The 14110-nt window shown below is 64.6% G+C and carries 13 protein-coding genes; 7 read left to right on the top strand and 6 right to left on the bottom strand.

Annotation, left to right across the window (positions count from 1 at the left end):
• Positions 1 to 38: 38 nt before the first annotated feature.
• A complete protein-coding gene (locus tag GM910_RS00315) occupies positions 39 to 1670 on the bottom strand; it encodes an ABC transporter substrate-binding protein (RefSeq protein WP_159585399.1) in 1632 nt (543 codons plus the stop codon).
• A gap of 301 nt (positions 1671 to 1971) precedes the next feature.
• Between GM910_RS00315 and GM910_RS00310 the strand changes: the two genes are divergently transcribed.
• The 6 genes from GM910_RS00310 (at position 1972) to GM910_RS00285 (ending at position 6604) form a co-directional block, all read left to right on the top strand.
• Positions 1972 to 2736 (top strand): SDR family NAD(P)-dependent oxidoreductase, encoded by a 765-nt coding sequence (locus tag GM910_RS00310; protein ID WP_159585397.1) that lies wholly within the window; start codon positions 1972 to 1974, stop codon positions 2734 to 2736.
• Positions 2733 to 3737, top strand: coding sequence for a 4-hydroxythreonine-4-phosphate dehydrogenase PdxA (gene pdxA / locus GM910_RS00305; protein WP_159585395.1), 1005 nt, complete (start codon positions 2733 to 2735; stop codon positions 3735 to 3737). The genes GM910_RS00310 and pdxA overlap by 4 nt, the downstream gene beginning before the upstream one ends.
• A gap of 2 nt (positions 3738 to 3739) precedes the next feature.
• Positions 3740 to 4651, top strand: a complete 912-nt coding sequence (locus GM910_RS00300; RefSeq protein WP_159585393.1) for a dihydrodipicolinate synthase family protein — start codon at positions 3740 to 3742, stop codon at positions 4649 to 4651.
• A 39-nt stretch (positions 4652 to 4690) separates the two neighbouring features.
• A complete protein-coding gene (locus GM910_RS00295; protein ID WP_201285370.1) occupies positions 4691 to 5914 on the top strand; it encodes a sialidase family protein in 1224 nt (407 codons plus the stop codon).
• Between the two features lie 115 nt (positions 5915 to 6029).
• Positions 6030 to 6224 carry a type II toxin-antitoxin system VapB family antitoxin gene (locus GM910_RS00290; protein WP_159585391.1) on the top strand — a complete coding sequence of 65 codons (195 nt, stop codon included), beginning with the start codon at positions 6030 to 6032 and terminating at the stop codon, positions 6222 to 6224.
• The gene (locus tag GM910_RS00285; protein WP_159585389.1) at positions 6221 to 6604 is read left to right on the top strand and encodes a type II toxin-antitoxin system VapC family toxin; all 384 of its coding nucleotides are present in this window, start codon (positions 6221 to 6223) and stop codon (positions 6602 to 6604) included. The genes GM910_RS00290 and GM910_RS00285 overlap by 4 nt, the downstream gene beginning before the upstream one ends.
• A 71-nt stretch (positions 6605 to 6675) precedes the next feature.
• On the opposite strand, the gene GM910_RS00280 is transcribed toward GM910_RS00285, so the two are convergent.
• From GM910_RS00280 to GM910_RS00260, 5 genes are all read right to left on the bottom strand, one after another.
• On the bottom strand, positions 6676 to 8691 hold the full coding sequence (locus GM910_RS00280; protein WP_159585387.1) for an aldo/keto reductase: 2016 nt from the start codon (positions 8689 to 8691) through the stop codon (positions 6676 to 6678).
• Between the two features lie 42 nt (positions 8692 to 8733).
• Positions 8734 to 9819, bottom strand: a complete 1086-nt coding sequence (locus tag GM910_RS00275; protein WP_159585385.1) for an ABC transporter ATP-binding protein — start codon at positions 9817 to 9819, stop codon at positions 8734 to 8736.
• Between the two features lie 11 nt (positions 9820 to 9830).
• The gene (locus tag GM910_RS00270; protein WP_159585383.1) at positions 9831 to 10667 is read right to left on the bottom strand and encodes a carbohydrate ABC transporter permease; all 837 of its coding nucleotides are present in this window, start codon (positions 10665 to 10667) and stop codon (positions 9831 to 9833) included.
• A complete protein-coding gene (locus GM910_RS00265) occupies positions 10664 to 11524 on the bottom strand; it encodes a carbohydrate ABC transporter permease (protein ID WP_159585381.1) in 861 nt (286 codons plus the stop codon). Before GM910_RS00265 ends, GM910_RS00270 begins: the two co-directional genes overlap by 4 nt.
• A gap of 97 nt (positions 11525 to 11621) precedes the next feature.
• Entirely contained in the window at positions 11622 to 12899 is a 1278-nt protein-coding gene (locus tag GM910_RS00260; RefSeq protein ID WP_159585379.1) for an ABC transporter substrate-binding protein, read from the bottom strand.
• 92 nt (positions 12900 to 12991) lie between these two features.
• Here GM910_RS00260 and GM910_RS00255 point away from each other — a divergent pair, with 92 nt between their 5' ends.
• On the top strand, positions 12992 to 13915 hold the full coding sequence (locus GM910_RS00255; RefSeq protein ID WP_246225791.1) for a helix-turn-helix domain-containing protein: 924 nt from the start codon (positions 12992 to 12994) through the stop codon (positions 13913 to 13915).
• Positions 13916 to 14110 lie beyond the last annotated feature (195 nt).

The raw sequence follows: 14110 nt of genomic DNA, 5'->3' as shown, positions 1-14110 counted from the left end.
CCGACGTCTCCAGCCATCAGCCTTTCACCTCGCTCCGCCTACCCGATCTCCACCGCCCAAGGCGTGGCGACCTGCCAGTCGAGGTTCTTGTCGATGTTCTTCACCGAAGGCAGCGCCCAGCGCGACATGGCCTCATGGTACCACGGGATGAAGCAGTAATCCTCGCGGAACAGCCGCTGCGCCTCCTGCGCCTTGGCGATGCGCTCGGGATCGTCCGCCGGCAAAGTCGCGGCCTCCTCCAGAAGCGCGTCGACCTTTTCGTTCTTGTAGCCGCCCAGCTTGTTTGTGGCGGTGGACGAAGACGAGGCGATGGCGCCGGCAAGATACGCGACCGCGTCGGGCACGCGGGTACCCACGTCGTCGCGCATCACCTGCACTTGTGAGCCTTCCGGCCCGAAATCGTCCTGGCTGGGCTTCATTTCGACGGCGGTGATGCCGAGATTCTGGCGCCATTGCTCGGCGATGTACTGCCCTGCCACCGCGCGCGCCGGCGAGGAGATGCCGGCGATGAGGATCTTCGGCAGCCGCTCGGGCCCGCCATAGCTCGATTCGGCAAGCAACTGCTTCGCCCGTTCCGGATCGTAGGGATAGGGCTCGAAGCCGCTATCATCGGAGCCGGGGACGGGAAAGATGATCTGGTCCGCCTTCTTGTGCGGTCCGTCGGGGAAGGTGGCCTGGAAGAGACCGTCACGGTCGACCGCGAGGATCAACGCCTCGCGCACCTTCGGGTCGTCGAAGGGTGCGCGGCTGGTGTTCAACCAGAAGTGCTGGCCGGTCGGGATGATCGGGCCGGCGGAGAATTCAGTGCCAAGGTCCTGGATAATGGTCGAGGTCACGAGCTCCGTGTGGGCGTTGTAATCGCCGGCCTGCAGAAGTGCCGTCGCCGCCACCGCGTCCTCCACCGTGGTGATGTCGACGCGCGTCAGCTTCGGCGCCGGGCCGAAGAAATTCTCGTTCGGCTCGAAGACGAGCGTGCCGGCGTCGAGATCGACGCTGGTCATCTTGAACGGACCGGAGACGGAGCCGCCGTTTTCCGGCATGTACCAGTCCAGCACCTCGTTGCCGCTCTCATCGCGCGCTTCCGATGCCTTGACGATAGGCGCGATGTGGTTGGCGATGCGCATGTGGAAGACCGGGTCGGGCGCCGTCAGCGTGACCACCACCGTGCCCTCGTCGGGCGTGGCGATGCCCGGTATCTCGCTGGCGCTGCCGCCGACAACCGCGTCATAGCCCTCGACGCCGGAAAGCAACTGGGCCACGCGTTGGCTCTTGGACGCCGGCATGGCGGCAAGCTCCCACGAGCCCTTCACGTCGGCCGACGTGATCGGGCTGCCGTCCGAGAACTTCGCGCCGTCGGCAATCTTGAAGGTCCATGTCTTTGCGTCTTCCGACGGCTCCCAGGAGGCGAAGACGTAAGGCTGGAGCTCGCTTTCGGCATCGAAGTACATGGGCGCGGCCCACCACAGCGAGTTCCAGCGGAAATGGTGTCCCCCGCCGCGCAGCGGCGACCAGTCCATGGTAAAGACCGGATGGGCGACCTTGAGAACCTGCTCCTCCTGCGCCCCCGCAAGGCGCAGGCCCATGGAATAGGCGGAAAGGCCGGCAAACGCCGCCCCGCCGAACTTCAACAACGCTCGCCGCGAAAGGCGCGACAGATGTTCCTCTGACATGATTTGCTCCTCCCTGAAAAATTCCGCACCCGCACTCCGGCGGCGATTCCTCGCCTTGCCGTAACGCCGGTCTGCCAATCGTGAAAGCCTCTCATAATCTGCAAACATGTCAACATATAATCCTAAGCCTTCATCAGATAAATTTGCTTAGGCTATGTATAATCATTTATTTTCAATGAGTTAATGTGGAACAGCAGACACCACAAACGCGAGGAGCCAAAATATCAACTTGACAAATTTGAGGAGAAAAAACACCCTCGCCGGCATATTCCGCAGACGAGGCTGACATGGGAGCGAGACGGTGAGCACGGACTTGAAGGGTAAGTCAGCCTTGATTTTCGGAGCCAGCTCCGGCATCGGCGCGGCGGTTGCACGCCGCTTCGGCGCGCTGGGGGTCGATCTCGTCATCCATTGCAACGCCAATCGTGACGGCGCCGAGACGGTAGCCGCCGAGGTCGTGCAAAGCGGCGTAAAGGTGCATGTCGTCCAGGGGGATGTCGCGGCACCGGAGGCTGGCGGCCGGTTGGTGGACGAGGCTGCGAAAGCGCTTGGCCGGCTCGATATCGTCATCAACAACGCCGGCTCCATGTTCGGCCGCACGGCCATCGCCGAGGCGGCGGACGAGCAGTACCGCCGGGTCGTCGACGTCAATATCGGCGGCGTCTTCTTCGCCGCGCGGCGGGCGGCAAACATCATGCGCGAGCAGCGCTCCGGCACCATCATCAACACCACCTCCATCGCCGCGCGCACCGGCGGCAGCGACGGGGCAGGGCTCTACGGCTCGGCCAAGGCCTTCGTCAGCACGCTGACGCGGGTTCTCGCCAAGGAGCTGGCGCCCTATTCGGTGCGCGTCAACGCGGTGGCGCCCGGCGTGATCGCCACGCCCTTCCACGAGCGCTACTCGACGCCGGAGCAGCTCGCACAAGTGACGAAGGGCATTCCGCTCGGCCGTCTCGGCACGGCGGAGGACTGTGTCGGCGCTTATGAGTTCCTGGCCAGCGAGCGCATGAGCGGCTACATCACCGGGCAGGTGATCGAGGTCAACGGCGGACAGTTGATGCCATGAGTGAAGGTGCTGAACGGCCGATCGGCATTACCCTCGGCGACCCCGCCGGCGTCGGTCCAGAGATCATCTGCAAGGCGCTGGCCGACATGGAAGCGGCGCACCGCCGCCAGGTGCTCGTGATCGGCAGCATCCCGGTGCTGAAGGCGGCCGCGGAGATCACCGGCACCGATCTGAAATTCGTGGAGGGAAGGCCGGGGGAGGTGATCGAGGGCACCGTTGCCGTCGACCATATTCCGTTGGACGGGCCCGTCACCTTCGGCCGGCTCGACCCGCGCTGCGGCGACGCCGCCTTCCGCTTCATCGCATCGGCGGTCGAGCATGCCCGTGCCGGCCGCATCGGCTGCATCGTCACCGCGCCCATCAACAAGGAGGCGCTAAACCGCGCCGGCCACCATTACGATGGACATACCGGCATGCTGGCCGCGCTCACCGGTTCGCGCTCCTCCTTCATGCTGCTGGCGTCCGAGCGGCTGTCGGCGGTGCACGTCTCCACCCATGTCTCGCTGAAAAAGGCGATCGACCGCGCCACGCCGCAGCGCATTCTGGAAACGATCCGCGCCGGGCATGAACACCTGCGCCGGCTCGGCCTCGCTGCGCCGCGCATCGCGGTTGCCGGCATCAACCCCCATTGCGGCGAGAACGGCCTGTTCGGCCGCGAGGACGACGAGCAGGTGGCGCCGGCCGTCGAGATGGCGCGGGGCGAGGGCATCGACGTCACCGGGCCGGTTTCGCCCGACACGGTCTACCACCGCGCTTATCACGGTGCGTTCGACCTTGTGGTGGCGCAGTATCACGACCAGGGCCACATCCCGATGAAGCTGGTGGCCTTCGACACCACGGTCAACGTCTCCCTCGGCCTTCCCATCGACCGCACCTCGGTCGATCACGGCACGGCATTCGACATTGCGGGCACCGGCAAGGCGAGTCATATCAACATGCATGCCGCGATTGCCTATGCGCGCAAATTGGCGGCGCATCCGAAACCCTCACCCGGAGCATGATGATGAACTCGCGCTCGCCAAGAATTTCCGGCGTCTTTTCCGCTGCCGCCACGCCTGTCGGCAGGAACCTCTCCCCGGACCTCGACCTCTTCAAGGCCCACTGCCGCCGGCTGATCGAAGAGGGATGCGACGGTCTTGCCGTGCTGGGCACGACGGGAGAGGCGAACTCGTTCTCCCGCGACGAACGCAGGCAGATCCTCGAAGCCGCCCTCGATGCGGGCCTTAAGCCTGGCCAGCTCATCCCCGGCACCGGCACGCCGGCGATCCCGGACACCGTGGCGCTGACGAAGGATGCGCTGGCGCTCGGCATCAACCGCGTCCTCATGCTGCCGCCCTTCTATTACAAGGGCGTTTCCGACGATGGCCTCTTCGCCGCCTATGCCGAGATCATCGAGCGCATCGGCGATGCGCGCTTGCAGGTGCTGCTCTATCACATCCCGCCAATGTCCGCCGTGCCCCTGTCGATCCCGCTCATCGAGCGGCTGGCCGCCGCCTATCCGGACACGGTGGTGGGCATCAAGGATTCGGGCGGCGATATCGCCAACATGAAGGCGGTGCTTGCCGCCGTGCCGGGCTTCGCGGTCCTGTCCGGAGCCGACCCGTTGATGCTGCCCTTGCTCGAGGCCGGCGGCGCCGGCTGCATCACCGCGACCTCCAACCTCATCGCCGGCGAATTGAGAACCGTCTTCGACCATTTCGCGGACCCGGAGCGCAAGGTCGAGGTCGCCGCCGCGCAGGAGCGCATCACCGCCTGGCGCACCCTTGCCAACCGCTTCCCGCAGATCCCCACCGTCAAGGCGATGCTGGCGCTGAGGACGGGCGAGCCAGCCTGGCGCAATGTGCGCCCGCCGCTCACGCCGCTCAACGATGCGCAGTTGGAAGAGCTGAAAGCCGCCATGGCCGCGCTCGGCTAAGCCGGGCAGGGGCCATCGGCACGAACGAGGAGGAACCCGATGACCCCTATAGATCGGTCACACCCGGTGTACCCGGTGCACCCGCCGCTCGCGCCGGAGGCAGTGCGCGATGCCATGGACGGCGTGCTGCGCCCCAATCCGGGTGACAGCGAAAGGGAGGAGACGTGGCTGGCATCGCCCGTACCGCAGAGCCATGCCGCCAACCTCCTGGAGCTTGCCAACGGCGATCTTGCCTGCGTCTGGTTCGCCGGCTCCCAGGAGGGCAGGGGAGACGTCTGCATCTTCTTCGCCCGGCTCAAGAAAGGCAGCCGCCGCTGGTCCGAGCCGGTGCGCCTTACCGACGACATGGAACGCTCGGAACAGAACCCGTTCCTGTTTTCGGTGCCGGATGGCCGGCTGTGGCTGGTCTATACGTCTCAGATCGCCGGAGACCAGGCGACGGCGCTGGTCAAATATCGCATCTCCGAGGACAACGGCGAGACCTTCGGTCCCGTCGGCGTTCTTTTTGACGAGCCGGGCACCTTCGTGCGCCATCCGATCGTCGTCAACGGCGCCGGCGAGTGGCTGCTGCCGGTCTTTCTATGCCGCGCGGCCCCCGGCAAGCGCTGGCGCGGGCACAACGACACCAGCGCGGTGATGATCTCCAGGGACGCGGGCAAGAACTGGCGGCGGGTGGAGGTGCGGGGCAGCCTCGGCGCGGTCCATATGGACATCGTTCCCCTTCAGGACGACCAGTACATCGCCGCCTACCGCTCACGCTTCGCCGACAGCATCAAGCGCAGCATCTCGCGCGATGGCGGGCATAGCTGGACGGCGCCGGAGCCGACCGATCTGCCGAACAACAATTCGTCGATCCAGATGATCAAGCTCCAAAGCGGCCGGCTGGCCATCGTCTACAACCACATCAGCGCCGCCGATTCCACCGAGCGGCGCGCCGGGCTCTACGACGAGATCGAGGCGCACGGCAACGAGGATCTGCCGCCGCCCGGCCAGCCGCCCGCCATCTGGGGCACGCCACGCGCGCCGATGACCATCGCACTGTCGGAGGACGGCGGCAGGACATTCCCCATCCACCGCGATATCGAGACAGGCGACGGCAACTGCCTCTCCAACAACTCGGCCGAGCTGCGCAACCGCGAGTTCTCCTACCCCACCATCTGCCAGGGAAGCGACGGCACCATCAATGTCGCCTTCACCTACTACAGGCAGGCGATCAAGCATGTGCGGTTTTCCGAAGAGTGGGTGCTGGCGGCGGGGAGCTAGCCGCGACATCGAATGCTACGACACAGGGTGTCCACGAGTTGAAGCAGCCGCAGTATAGGCGTTGAAATCAGCATCAATTGATGCTATTTATTATGATGCTCCCCAGGAGACGCACATGCGCACAACCATCAACATAGACGATAGCCTCATGGAGAAGGCGAAGGCCCTGACCGGTACGAAGGAAACAGCGGCAATTGTCCGTCAGGCGCTGGAAACGTTGGTTCGCATGGAAGCAGGCAAGCGCTTGATTGCCTTGGGTGGCACGATGCCCAACGCCGAAGCTGGTCCGCGCAGGCGAGCTGAAAATTGAGGCTAGCCGATACCGGGATCTGGATCGACCACTTCCGCCAGGCTGATCCGCGCCTGATCCAGACGATCGAAAACGATATGCTGCTTTGTCACCCGGCCATCGTTGGCGAACTTGCGTTGGGCAGCCTGCGCGATCGCACGAACACGCTCGGCTTCTTGGCCGTACAGCAGGAGGTCATCGTCGCCACACACCATGAAGTCATGGCGATGATCGACAAACACCAGCTCTACGGCATGGGCATAGGCTACACCGACGCCCATCTTCTCGCATCAACTTTGATCGACAGCCGAGCCGCTTTGTGGACACGAGATAAGCGGCTGCGCAAAGCTGCGGAAAAGGCGGGCGCTCGGGTGGTATCTGACGGTACCAGGCCCAACTAGCTCCTCATCCGCCGAAGGGGTCGAAGAGCGAGGATGCACACGGCCGTTGACAGCTGCCAACCGCCCCCGGCTCACCGCTCCCCCGTCTCCAGCCATCGCACATCCGCCGCCGAAAGCTTCAGCGACAGCGCGGTCAGGCTGTCGTCAAGTTCCATCAGCCGCCGCGGCCCGATAAGCGGCACCACGGGGAAGGGCTGCGCCAGGGCGTAGGCGAGCGCGATGTGGATCGGCTTCACCCCACGCTCCCCCGCCATCTCCTCGGCGCGGTCGCGGCGGGCGAAGTTGTCGTCGGAGTACCAGCAGCGCACCAGCTCCTCGTTGTCGCGCTTGTCGCGGCCGGCGCGGTCGGTGAAGAAGCCGCGCCCCTGGCTCGACCAGGCGAAATTGGGGATCTGGTGCTCGGTGAGCCAGGCCTTCCACGCCGCATCCGAAGCGCTCACGCAGCCGGCCCAGATCGGGTCGATCATCTCGGCCAGCGAGAAGTTGTTGGACAAAACGCCGGGCGCCGTCTTGCCGTTCTTCCTTGCGTAATCGATTGCCTCGCTCATCCGCTCCATCGACCAGTTGGAGCCGCCGAACAGCCCGCGGATGCGCCCCGCCTTCACCTCCGCATCCATCGCGTCGACGAACTCGCCCACCGGCACGTCCGGGTTGTCGCGGTGCATGAAATAGACGTCGACATGATCGGTCTTGAGCCGCTCCAGCGACTGGTCGAGCTGCTTGGCGATGACGTCGGGATAGGCGAGCGGCGAGTGCGCGCCCTTGCCGATCACCACCGCCTCCTCGCGCACCCCGCGGCTTGAAAGCCAGTCGCCGAGGATCGCCTCGGTGCGCCCGCCGCCGTAGACGAAAGCGGTGTCGAAGACATTGCCGCCAGCCTCGTAGAAGGCGTCGAGCAGGATGGCCGCACTGGCGAAATCCGGGAAATCCTCGAAGCCGAGAGCCACCTCGGAGAGCGGCTTGCCGATGCCCGGCAGGGTGCGGCGGCCGATGGTCTCCGCACGCTTTTCCAGTCTCTCGCCGGAAAGCGTCGCCTTGCGCAGCGCCGGCTTCTCGACCTCGTAGGTGAGGCCGGCGGCCGCACGCCAGCGGTCGAGCGTGCGCATATTGCCCAGCGTGTCGTCCCAGCTCTTGCCGGGAGCTGCGAACTCCTGCCGCCCGGCACGCACGGCCCCGGCCACCGCGTCGACCTCGAAAGCGTAGAGCCAGCGGTCCTCGGCGACGGAAACGATTTCCCTCGAACCGTCGGGCCTGACGATCTCGATGTTTCCGACACCGCCTTTCACGCCGCTCGCAAACCAGAAGTCGGCTACCTCGATGCGCCCCTCGGTGCCGAAGACGCGCAGCATGTTGTCCTGCTTCAGCGAGATCGAGCAGGAGGCCTCGGCGATGATGCCGTTGTCGAAATGCAGAATTGCCGATGCCCACTCGTCGACGCCCGTCTCGCCCAGATGCGCCGTGCCGACCACCTTGGCGGGATCGAGGAACGGCTTGCCCTCCACCGCACCCGCGAGCAGACGCGCGATGGAGACAGGATAGCAGCCGACATCGAGAATGCCGCCGCCGGCGAGGTGATTGGCGTAAAGCCGGTGATCGGCCATGACGGACGGCATTGCGAAGCCGAAGCTCGACCTGATGAGCCGCACCTGGCCGACCGCCCCGCCGGCGACAAGCTCGATGAGCTTTGCCGTCTGCGGGTGGAAGCGGTACATGAAGGCCTCGCCCATGAAGGTGCCGGCCTTGCGTGCGGCGTGGAAGGCGGCATCTGCCTCGTAGGCGGTAAGTCCCATGGGCTTTTCGCACAGGACATGCTTTCCGGCCCGCGCCGCCTTGATCGCCCATTCGGCGTGCAGCGGGTGCGGCGTCGAAATGTAAACCGCCTCGACTTCGCTATCCTCGAGCAGCGCCTGATAGCCGTCGAGCACGCGCGCACCGGCGAAATCCTCGGCGTAGCGCGCCTTGTCCGGCCGCCGCGCGCCGACGGCGACGAGTTCGCCCGTCTCCGAATGGGCAATGCCGCCGGCGAAGGCCTTGGCGATGTTTCCGGGCCCGAGAATGCCCCAGCGCAGTTTGGGTGATGAAGTCATGGAAAGCTGCTTTCTTCTCTTCTTCGAGTGGTTGTTGCGTTGTCAGCGCAGGCGTGCGCCGGAGGTATCGAACAGATAGGCCCTGGCCGCTGGAATGGAGACGGTCAGACGCTCCATGCCGATCTCGCTGCGCGACTCCTCCCGTTCGATGACAAGCTGTTCGCTGGATGCGGTGTTGGCGTAGATGTAGCTGGTCGACCCCAGGTGCTCGGCCATGTCGACCTTGACGGGCAGGTCGCAGTCGCCCTCACCCTCGCGCCGGAAATGCTCCGGCCGCAAGCCTACGGTGATACGGTCTCCGACGGCAAAGCCGTTTTCCACCGGCATCGTCAGCCGCGCGCCGCCGTGGTTGACGAGAGCGACCGTAACGCGGCCGTCTTCGACGGATGCGACCTCGGCCGCCATGAAGTTCATCTTTGGCGAGCCGACGAAGCCGGCGACGAACTGGTTTGCCGGATCGTCGTAGAGGTCGAGCGGCTTGCCGATCTGCTCGATGCGGCCCGCGCGCAGGACGACGATCCTGTCGGCCAGCGTCATCGCCTCCACCTGGTCGTGGGTGACATAGATCATGGTAACGCCGAGTTCGGCATGCAGCCGGGCGATCTCCACCCGCATCTGCACGCGCAGTTCCGCATCGAGGTTTGAGAGCGGCTCGTCGAAGAGGAAGACCTGCGGCTCGCGCACGATCGCCCGGCCGATGGCCACGCGCTGGCGTTGGCCGCCTGAAAGCTGGCGGGGGCGGCGGTCGAGCAATTCCTCGATACGCAGGATCTGTGCCGCCTTGGCGACCCTGCGCGCGGTATCGGCCTTGTCGTTGCCGTTCATGCGCAGGCCGAAGGAGAGGTTCCGTTCCACCGTCATGTGCGGGTAGAGCGCATAGGTCTGGAACACCATGGCGATGCCGCGGTCGGCGGGCTCGACATCGTTGACCGCCATGCCGCCGATAGCGATCTCGCCGCCGGAGATGTCCTCGAGCCCGGCGATCATGCGCAACAATGTCGACTTCCCGCAGCCAGAAGGGCCGACGAAGACGATGAACTCGCCATCCTCGACGTCCAGGCTCGCCCCGTGCACGACCTCCATTGTGCCGAAGCGCTTGACCACGTTCTTGAGCGATACGCCTGCCATGAATTCCGCCCTTACTTTACGGCGCCGGCGGCGATGCCGGCGATGAAATGACGCTGCAGGAGAACGAAGACGGCGATCATCGGCGCCGTCAGCAAGACCGCCCCCACCATGATGCCGCCCCAGGAGACCTTGGTAAGCCCGATCAGCGAGCCGAGCGCCACCGGCGCCGTCATCATGTCGGGCCGGTTGTTGATGAGGAGCGGCCAGAGATAGTTGTTCCACGAAGCCAGGAAGAGGATGATCGACAGCGCGGCCAGCGTCGGGCGGGCGAGCGGCATGCCGACGAACAGGAAAATGCGCCACTCCCGCACACCCTCGACGCGCGCGGCGTCGAACAATTCCGCCGGCATCATGGAGAAGGACTGGCGCATGAAGAGCACGCCCAGCGAATTGAACAGCGGCGGCACGATCAGCGCGAACCAGGTGTTGGAGAGGCCGAAGTCGCGCGCCACCATGATGAATTGCGGGATGACGACGACGAAATAGGGAAGCGTCAGGGTGCCGAGGATGATCGACAGCACCAGCCCCTTTCCGGCGAAACTGTAGCGGGCAAGCGCCCAGCCGGCCATCGAGGTGAGCATCACCGAAAGGACCGTATAGACCAGCGCCACCACGACAGAGACGAAGATGGTGCGCAGGAAATCCGTATCGGCCTGCAGGATCAGGAAATTCTCCCAGAACCTGTCGGAGGGGATCAGGTGGATGTTGGGGCTGAAGATGGCGTTCTCCGGCATGGTGGAGAACACCACCATCATCCAGATCGGGAACAGCCAGACGATCGCCAACGGCACCAGAACCGCGTGCAGCGCAATCGAGCGTCGAAACGTGGAGGCGGATTTCGATCTCATTTGGCGGACCTCCCCAGCCACAGATTGGCGAGCGAGATGAGGATGGCGAGCGCGGCTATGGTGTAGGCCACGGCCGAGGCGTAGCCGAAATTGAGCACGGTGAAGCCCTGCCGGTAGAGGAAGAGACCGAGCGTCTCGGTCGCCTGTCCGGGGCCGCCACGGTTGGTGATCAGGAACGGCTCGGCGAAGAGCTGCATCGTGCCGATGATCGAAAGCACCACGCAGAAAAGGATGATCGGCCGCAGGAGCGGCAGGGTGATGAAGAAGAATTGCCTCGGCTTCGACACCCGGTCGAGGGTGGCGGCCTCGTAGACATCCTGCGGGATTGCCTGCAGGCCCGAAAGGATGATGATGGCGTTGTAGCCAACCCAGCGCCAGGTGACGGCCATCATGATGAGCGCCATCGCCGCCGTCGGGTTGCCGAACCACGCCACCGGCGGCAGGCCGATGCTGCCGATGATCTTGTTGATGACGCCGAAATCGGCGTTGAACATCAGCCGGAACACAGCCGCATAGGCCGCCTCGCCGACCACGACAGGCGCAAAGAAGGCAAAGCGCATGATGCCGCGCGCCTTCAGAAGCTGCGAGTTGAGCAATACGGCGAGCAGGGTGGCCAGCGCGATCATCACCGGCACTTGGATGACCAGGATGATCAGGGTGTTCCTGAGCGCGTTGAGGAAGGCGGGGTCCACCACCAGCCTTCCCCAGGTGACGGCCGGATTGAAACTCCAGGGCTGGATGCGTGTGGCGAGGAAGGAGAGATAGAAGGAATAGATGATCGGCCACACCCAGAAGGTGGCGAAGATCAGGAGATAGGGCGCCAGGAAGCCGTACGCCGCCCGTGTCCGCATCCGCATGTCTATCCTCCCGTTACCGCCGCCGGGCGTGCTCGACCGTGGTCAGATGAGCGAAGGGCCGGGCAGCGGAGACCGCCCGGCCGGTCGCTGCCTTCGCTCATTCCGCAATAGGCAGACCGGTCACCAGCGCGATCTGATTGGCCGCGTCGTCCGCCGCCGCTTGCGCGCTGTCGAACCCATCGTTGAGGTACTGGCTCTGCACCGCGTTCATGATGCCGTCGGCGTCGCCGAAGAAGGGGGTTCCCCGGCTCGGCACGACCTGGTCCAGCGTGCCGAGAATATCGATCCACACCTTCTGGCCGTCCCAATAGGGCTGCGGCTCTTGCATGTAGGGGTCGTCGAGCGCCGAGAGCAGCGAGGGCACGAGACCGTATTCGCGCAGCATGGTCACCTGGCCCTCGTTGGTGCCGAGCGCATAGTTGACGAACGCCCAGGCGGCTTCCTCGTTGTCCGAATTATTGGCGATGGCGAGCGAAGAGCCGCCGAGATTGGCCGCGCGCGGTCCGTCTTCCGTCACGCTCGGCATGCGGTAGACACCCCATTTGCCGGCAAGGTCGGGCGAGGTGGAGCGGATCGTGCCCTCGTACCAGCCGCCGTAAAGCTGGCTTGCAACGGTGCCGGCGGTGTTGGCCTGGATCTTCTCGTCCCAGTCGGCCGCCGTGATGATGCCGGCGTCGTACATCTTCTTCACTGTCTCCAGCGCGGCCACGCAGGCCGGCTGATTGACGGTGATCTCGGACCCGTCGGATGAGAAAAAGCCGCAACCCTGCTCGTTCGCCAGCATGCGGAACCATTCCGTGTCGCCGTTGAAGTCGGCCCGCGTCATCACCACACCGGGATTGGCCTCGGCGACTGCCTTGCCAGCTTTAATGAAATCGTCCCAGGTCTTGATCTCCTCCGGGTCGACGCCGGCGTTTTCATAGAAGTCGCGGCGGTAGAACATCACCACCGGACCGGAATCCCAGGGCATGGCATAGGCGACATCGCCCACTTCCAGCTCCACACGCTTGAAGTCCGGGAAGCCCGCGGCGATCTCCTCGGTGTAGCCGAGCTCCTTCAGGTTGGTGAAACAGTCGGGGAACTGCGCCCAGAAGATCTCCGCCTCGTGGTTTTCGATGGAAAGCACGTCGGGCAGGCCGGCGCCTCCCGCCGCACAGCCGGCAAGCGTGCGGTCGAAGACCTGTTGGTTGCCCAGATCCTGGACCGTCACCTTGACGTCGGGATATTGAGCGTTGAAGCCCTCGATGGTGGATTCGAGCGACGAAGCGGCGACATTCCAGCTCCAGACGGTGATCTCGCCCGATTGGGCGAAGGCCGGAGCGCTTCCGGTGGCCAAGACAAGCGCCAGAGCGGCGCGGCCGAGCGTCATGCGCATGGGTTCCTCCCTTTCCTGTTGCCCGAAGACCGGGCCTCTCATAGGTTAAAGGACGCTGTTCTTGCGTCGCTGTGAAAGGGAAGGCGGAACCGTTGGATGGTAAGATAGCCGGCAAGCGGTATTGGGAGCCCGCCAAGAGTACCGTCGAGAAGGTCCCGAACAGCCTCGTGGTCAGCCACGAGCAGCCCGGCATCATGCGGACCGCGCACTGGCATGCCCAGGTCGAGATAAACTACGTTTTCCGGGGCCGGGTGGACTACCGCATGCGCGGTCACATGGCCGAATTGAAGGCGGGCGATCTCTGCCTCTTCTGGGGCGGCCTGCCGCATCAGGTGGTCGACACCTCGGAGGACGCCTGGTTCGTCGCCATCCACTTGCCGCTGGTGCATTTCTTCCGGCTGCGGCTGATTGCGGAGATGCAGCAGAAGCTGATGCGCGGGGCGACGCTGATCGCCCATCAGCCCGGCAGCGCCGACGACCTCGATTTCAACCGCTGGTCCCAATACATCCGCTCGGGCGAGGAAAAGCGCGTCAATCACGCCGTCGACGAGCTTCTCCTGCGCATCGAGCGCATTCAGTTCGAGCCGTACCGTCTTCTGGAAAATCCCGGCCAGCCGGTCACCCGCGCCGAAGCGCCCGACCGGACGAGCTTCCACAATATCGGCCGCATCTGCGCGTTCATCACCGATAATTTCCGCCACGACATCGATTCCACCGACATCGCGCTGTCGGCGGACATCCATCCCAAATACGCCATGAGCGTGTTCAAGAAATCCACCGGCATGACGCTCAACGAATATGTCAGCCTCTTGCGGCTCTCCTACGCCCAGGCGCTGCTCATGCAGGAGGATGCGAACGTGCTAAGGGTGGCGATGGACAGCGGCTTCGGCTCGCTGTCGGCCTTCACGAAGTGCTTTCGCAAGATCGCCGGCATGACGCCGTCCGACTTCCGCCAGCGCCTGCGCACGCGCCCGCACATGCCGCCGGTGGTGGCGCGGGAAAGGGCATCCAGATAAAAGTCCAACAGCCGGCGGTGGTGTTGCGGCGCGAACACACCGCTTGCGGAAATGGCATGAAGGGGTTGGCATGGTGCGACGGCCCCTTTATGAAGCTCTTCCCCGTTCAGCCCTACTAAGGAGGCTAAGAATGCCAGCATTCGGCGCTTCTTCTCTAAAGGGCAGCGGCTTGGGCTTCCCGCGTCGTTAGGTCAG

This window comes from Chelativorans xinjiangensis, from assembly GCF_009812055.1.
GTDB classification, from domain to species: Bacteria; Pseudomonadota; Alphaproteobacteria; order Rhizobiales; family Rhizobiaceae; genus Chelativorans; species Chelativorans xinjiangense.
The sequence above is the reverse complement of the archived record's forward strand: the minus strand, read 5'-3'. Positions and strand labels throughout refer to the sequence as shown.

Excerpts from the sequence above, each read along its gene's own strand:
- GM910_RS00280 (WP_159585387.1), bottom strand. The coding sequence starts at position 8,691 with ATGACTTCATCACCCAAACTGCGCTGGGGCATTCTCGGGCCCGGAAAC.
- GM910_RS00315 (WP_159585399.1), bottom strand. The coding sequence starts at position 1,670 with ATGTCAGAGGAACATCTGTCGCGCCTTTCGCGGCGAGCGTTGTTGAAG.
- pdxA (WP_159585395.1), top strand. The coding sequence starts at position 2,733 with ATGAGTGAAGGTGCTGAACGGCCGATCGGCATTACCCTCGGCGACCCC.
- GM910_RS00290 (WP_159585391.1), top strand. The coding sequence starts at position 6,030 with ATGCGCACAACCATCAACATAGACGATAGCCTCATGGAGAAGGCGAAG.
- GM910_RS00295 (WP_201285370.1), top strand. The coding sequence starts at position 4,691 with ATGACCCCTATAGATCGGTCACACCCGGTGTACCCGGTGCACCCGCCG.
- GM910_RS00270 (WP_159585383.1), bottom strand. The coding sequence starts at position 10,667 with ATGAGATCGAAATCCGCCTCCACGTTTCGACGCTCGATTGCGCTGCAC.
- GM910_RS00300 (WP_159585393.1), top strand. The coding sequence starts at position 3,740 with ATGAACTCGCGCTCGCCAAGAATTTCCGGCGTCTTTTCCGCTGCCGCC.
- GM910_RS00265 (WP_159585381.1), bottom strand. The coding sequence starts at position 11,524 with ATGCGGATGCGGACACGGGCGGCGTACGGCTTCCTGGCGCCCTATCTC.
- GM910_RS00260 (WP_159585379.1), bottom strand. The coding sequence starts at position 12,899 with ATGCGCATGACGCTCGGCCGCGCCGCTCTGGCGCTTGTCTTGGCCACC.
- GM910_RS00275 (WP_159585385.1), bottom strand. The coding sequence starts at position 9,819 with ATGGCAGGCGTATCGCTCAAGAACGTGGTCAAGCGCTTCGGCACAATG.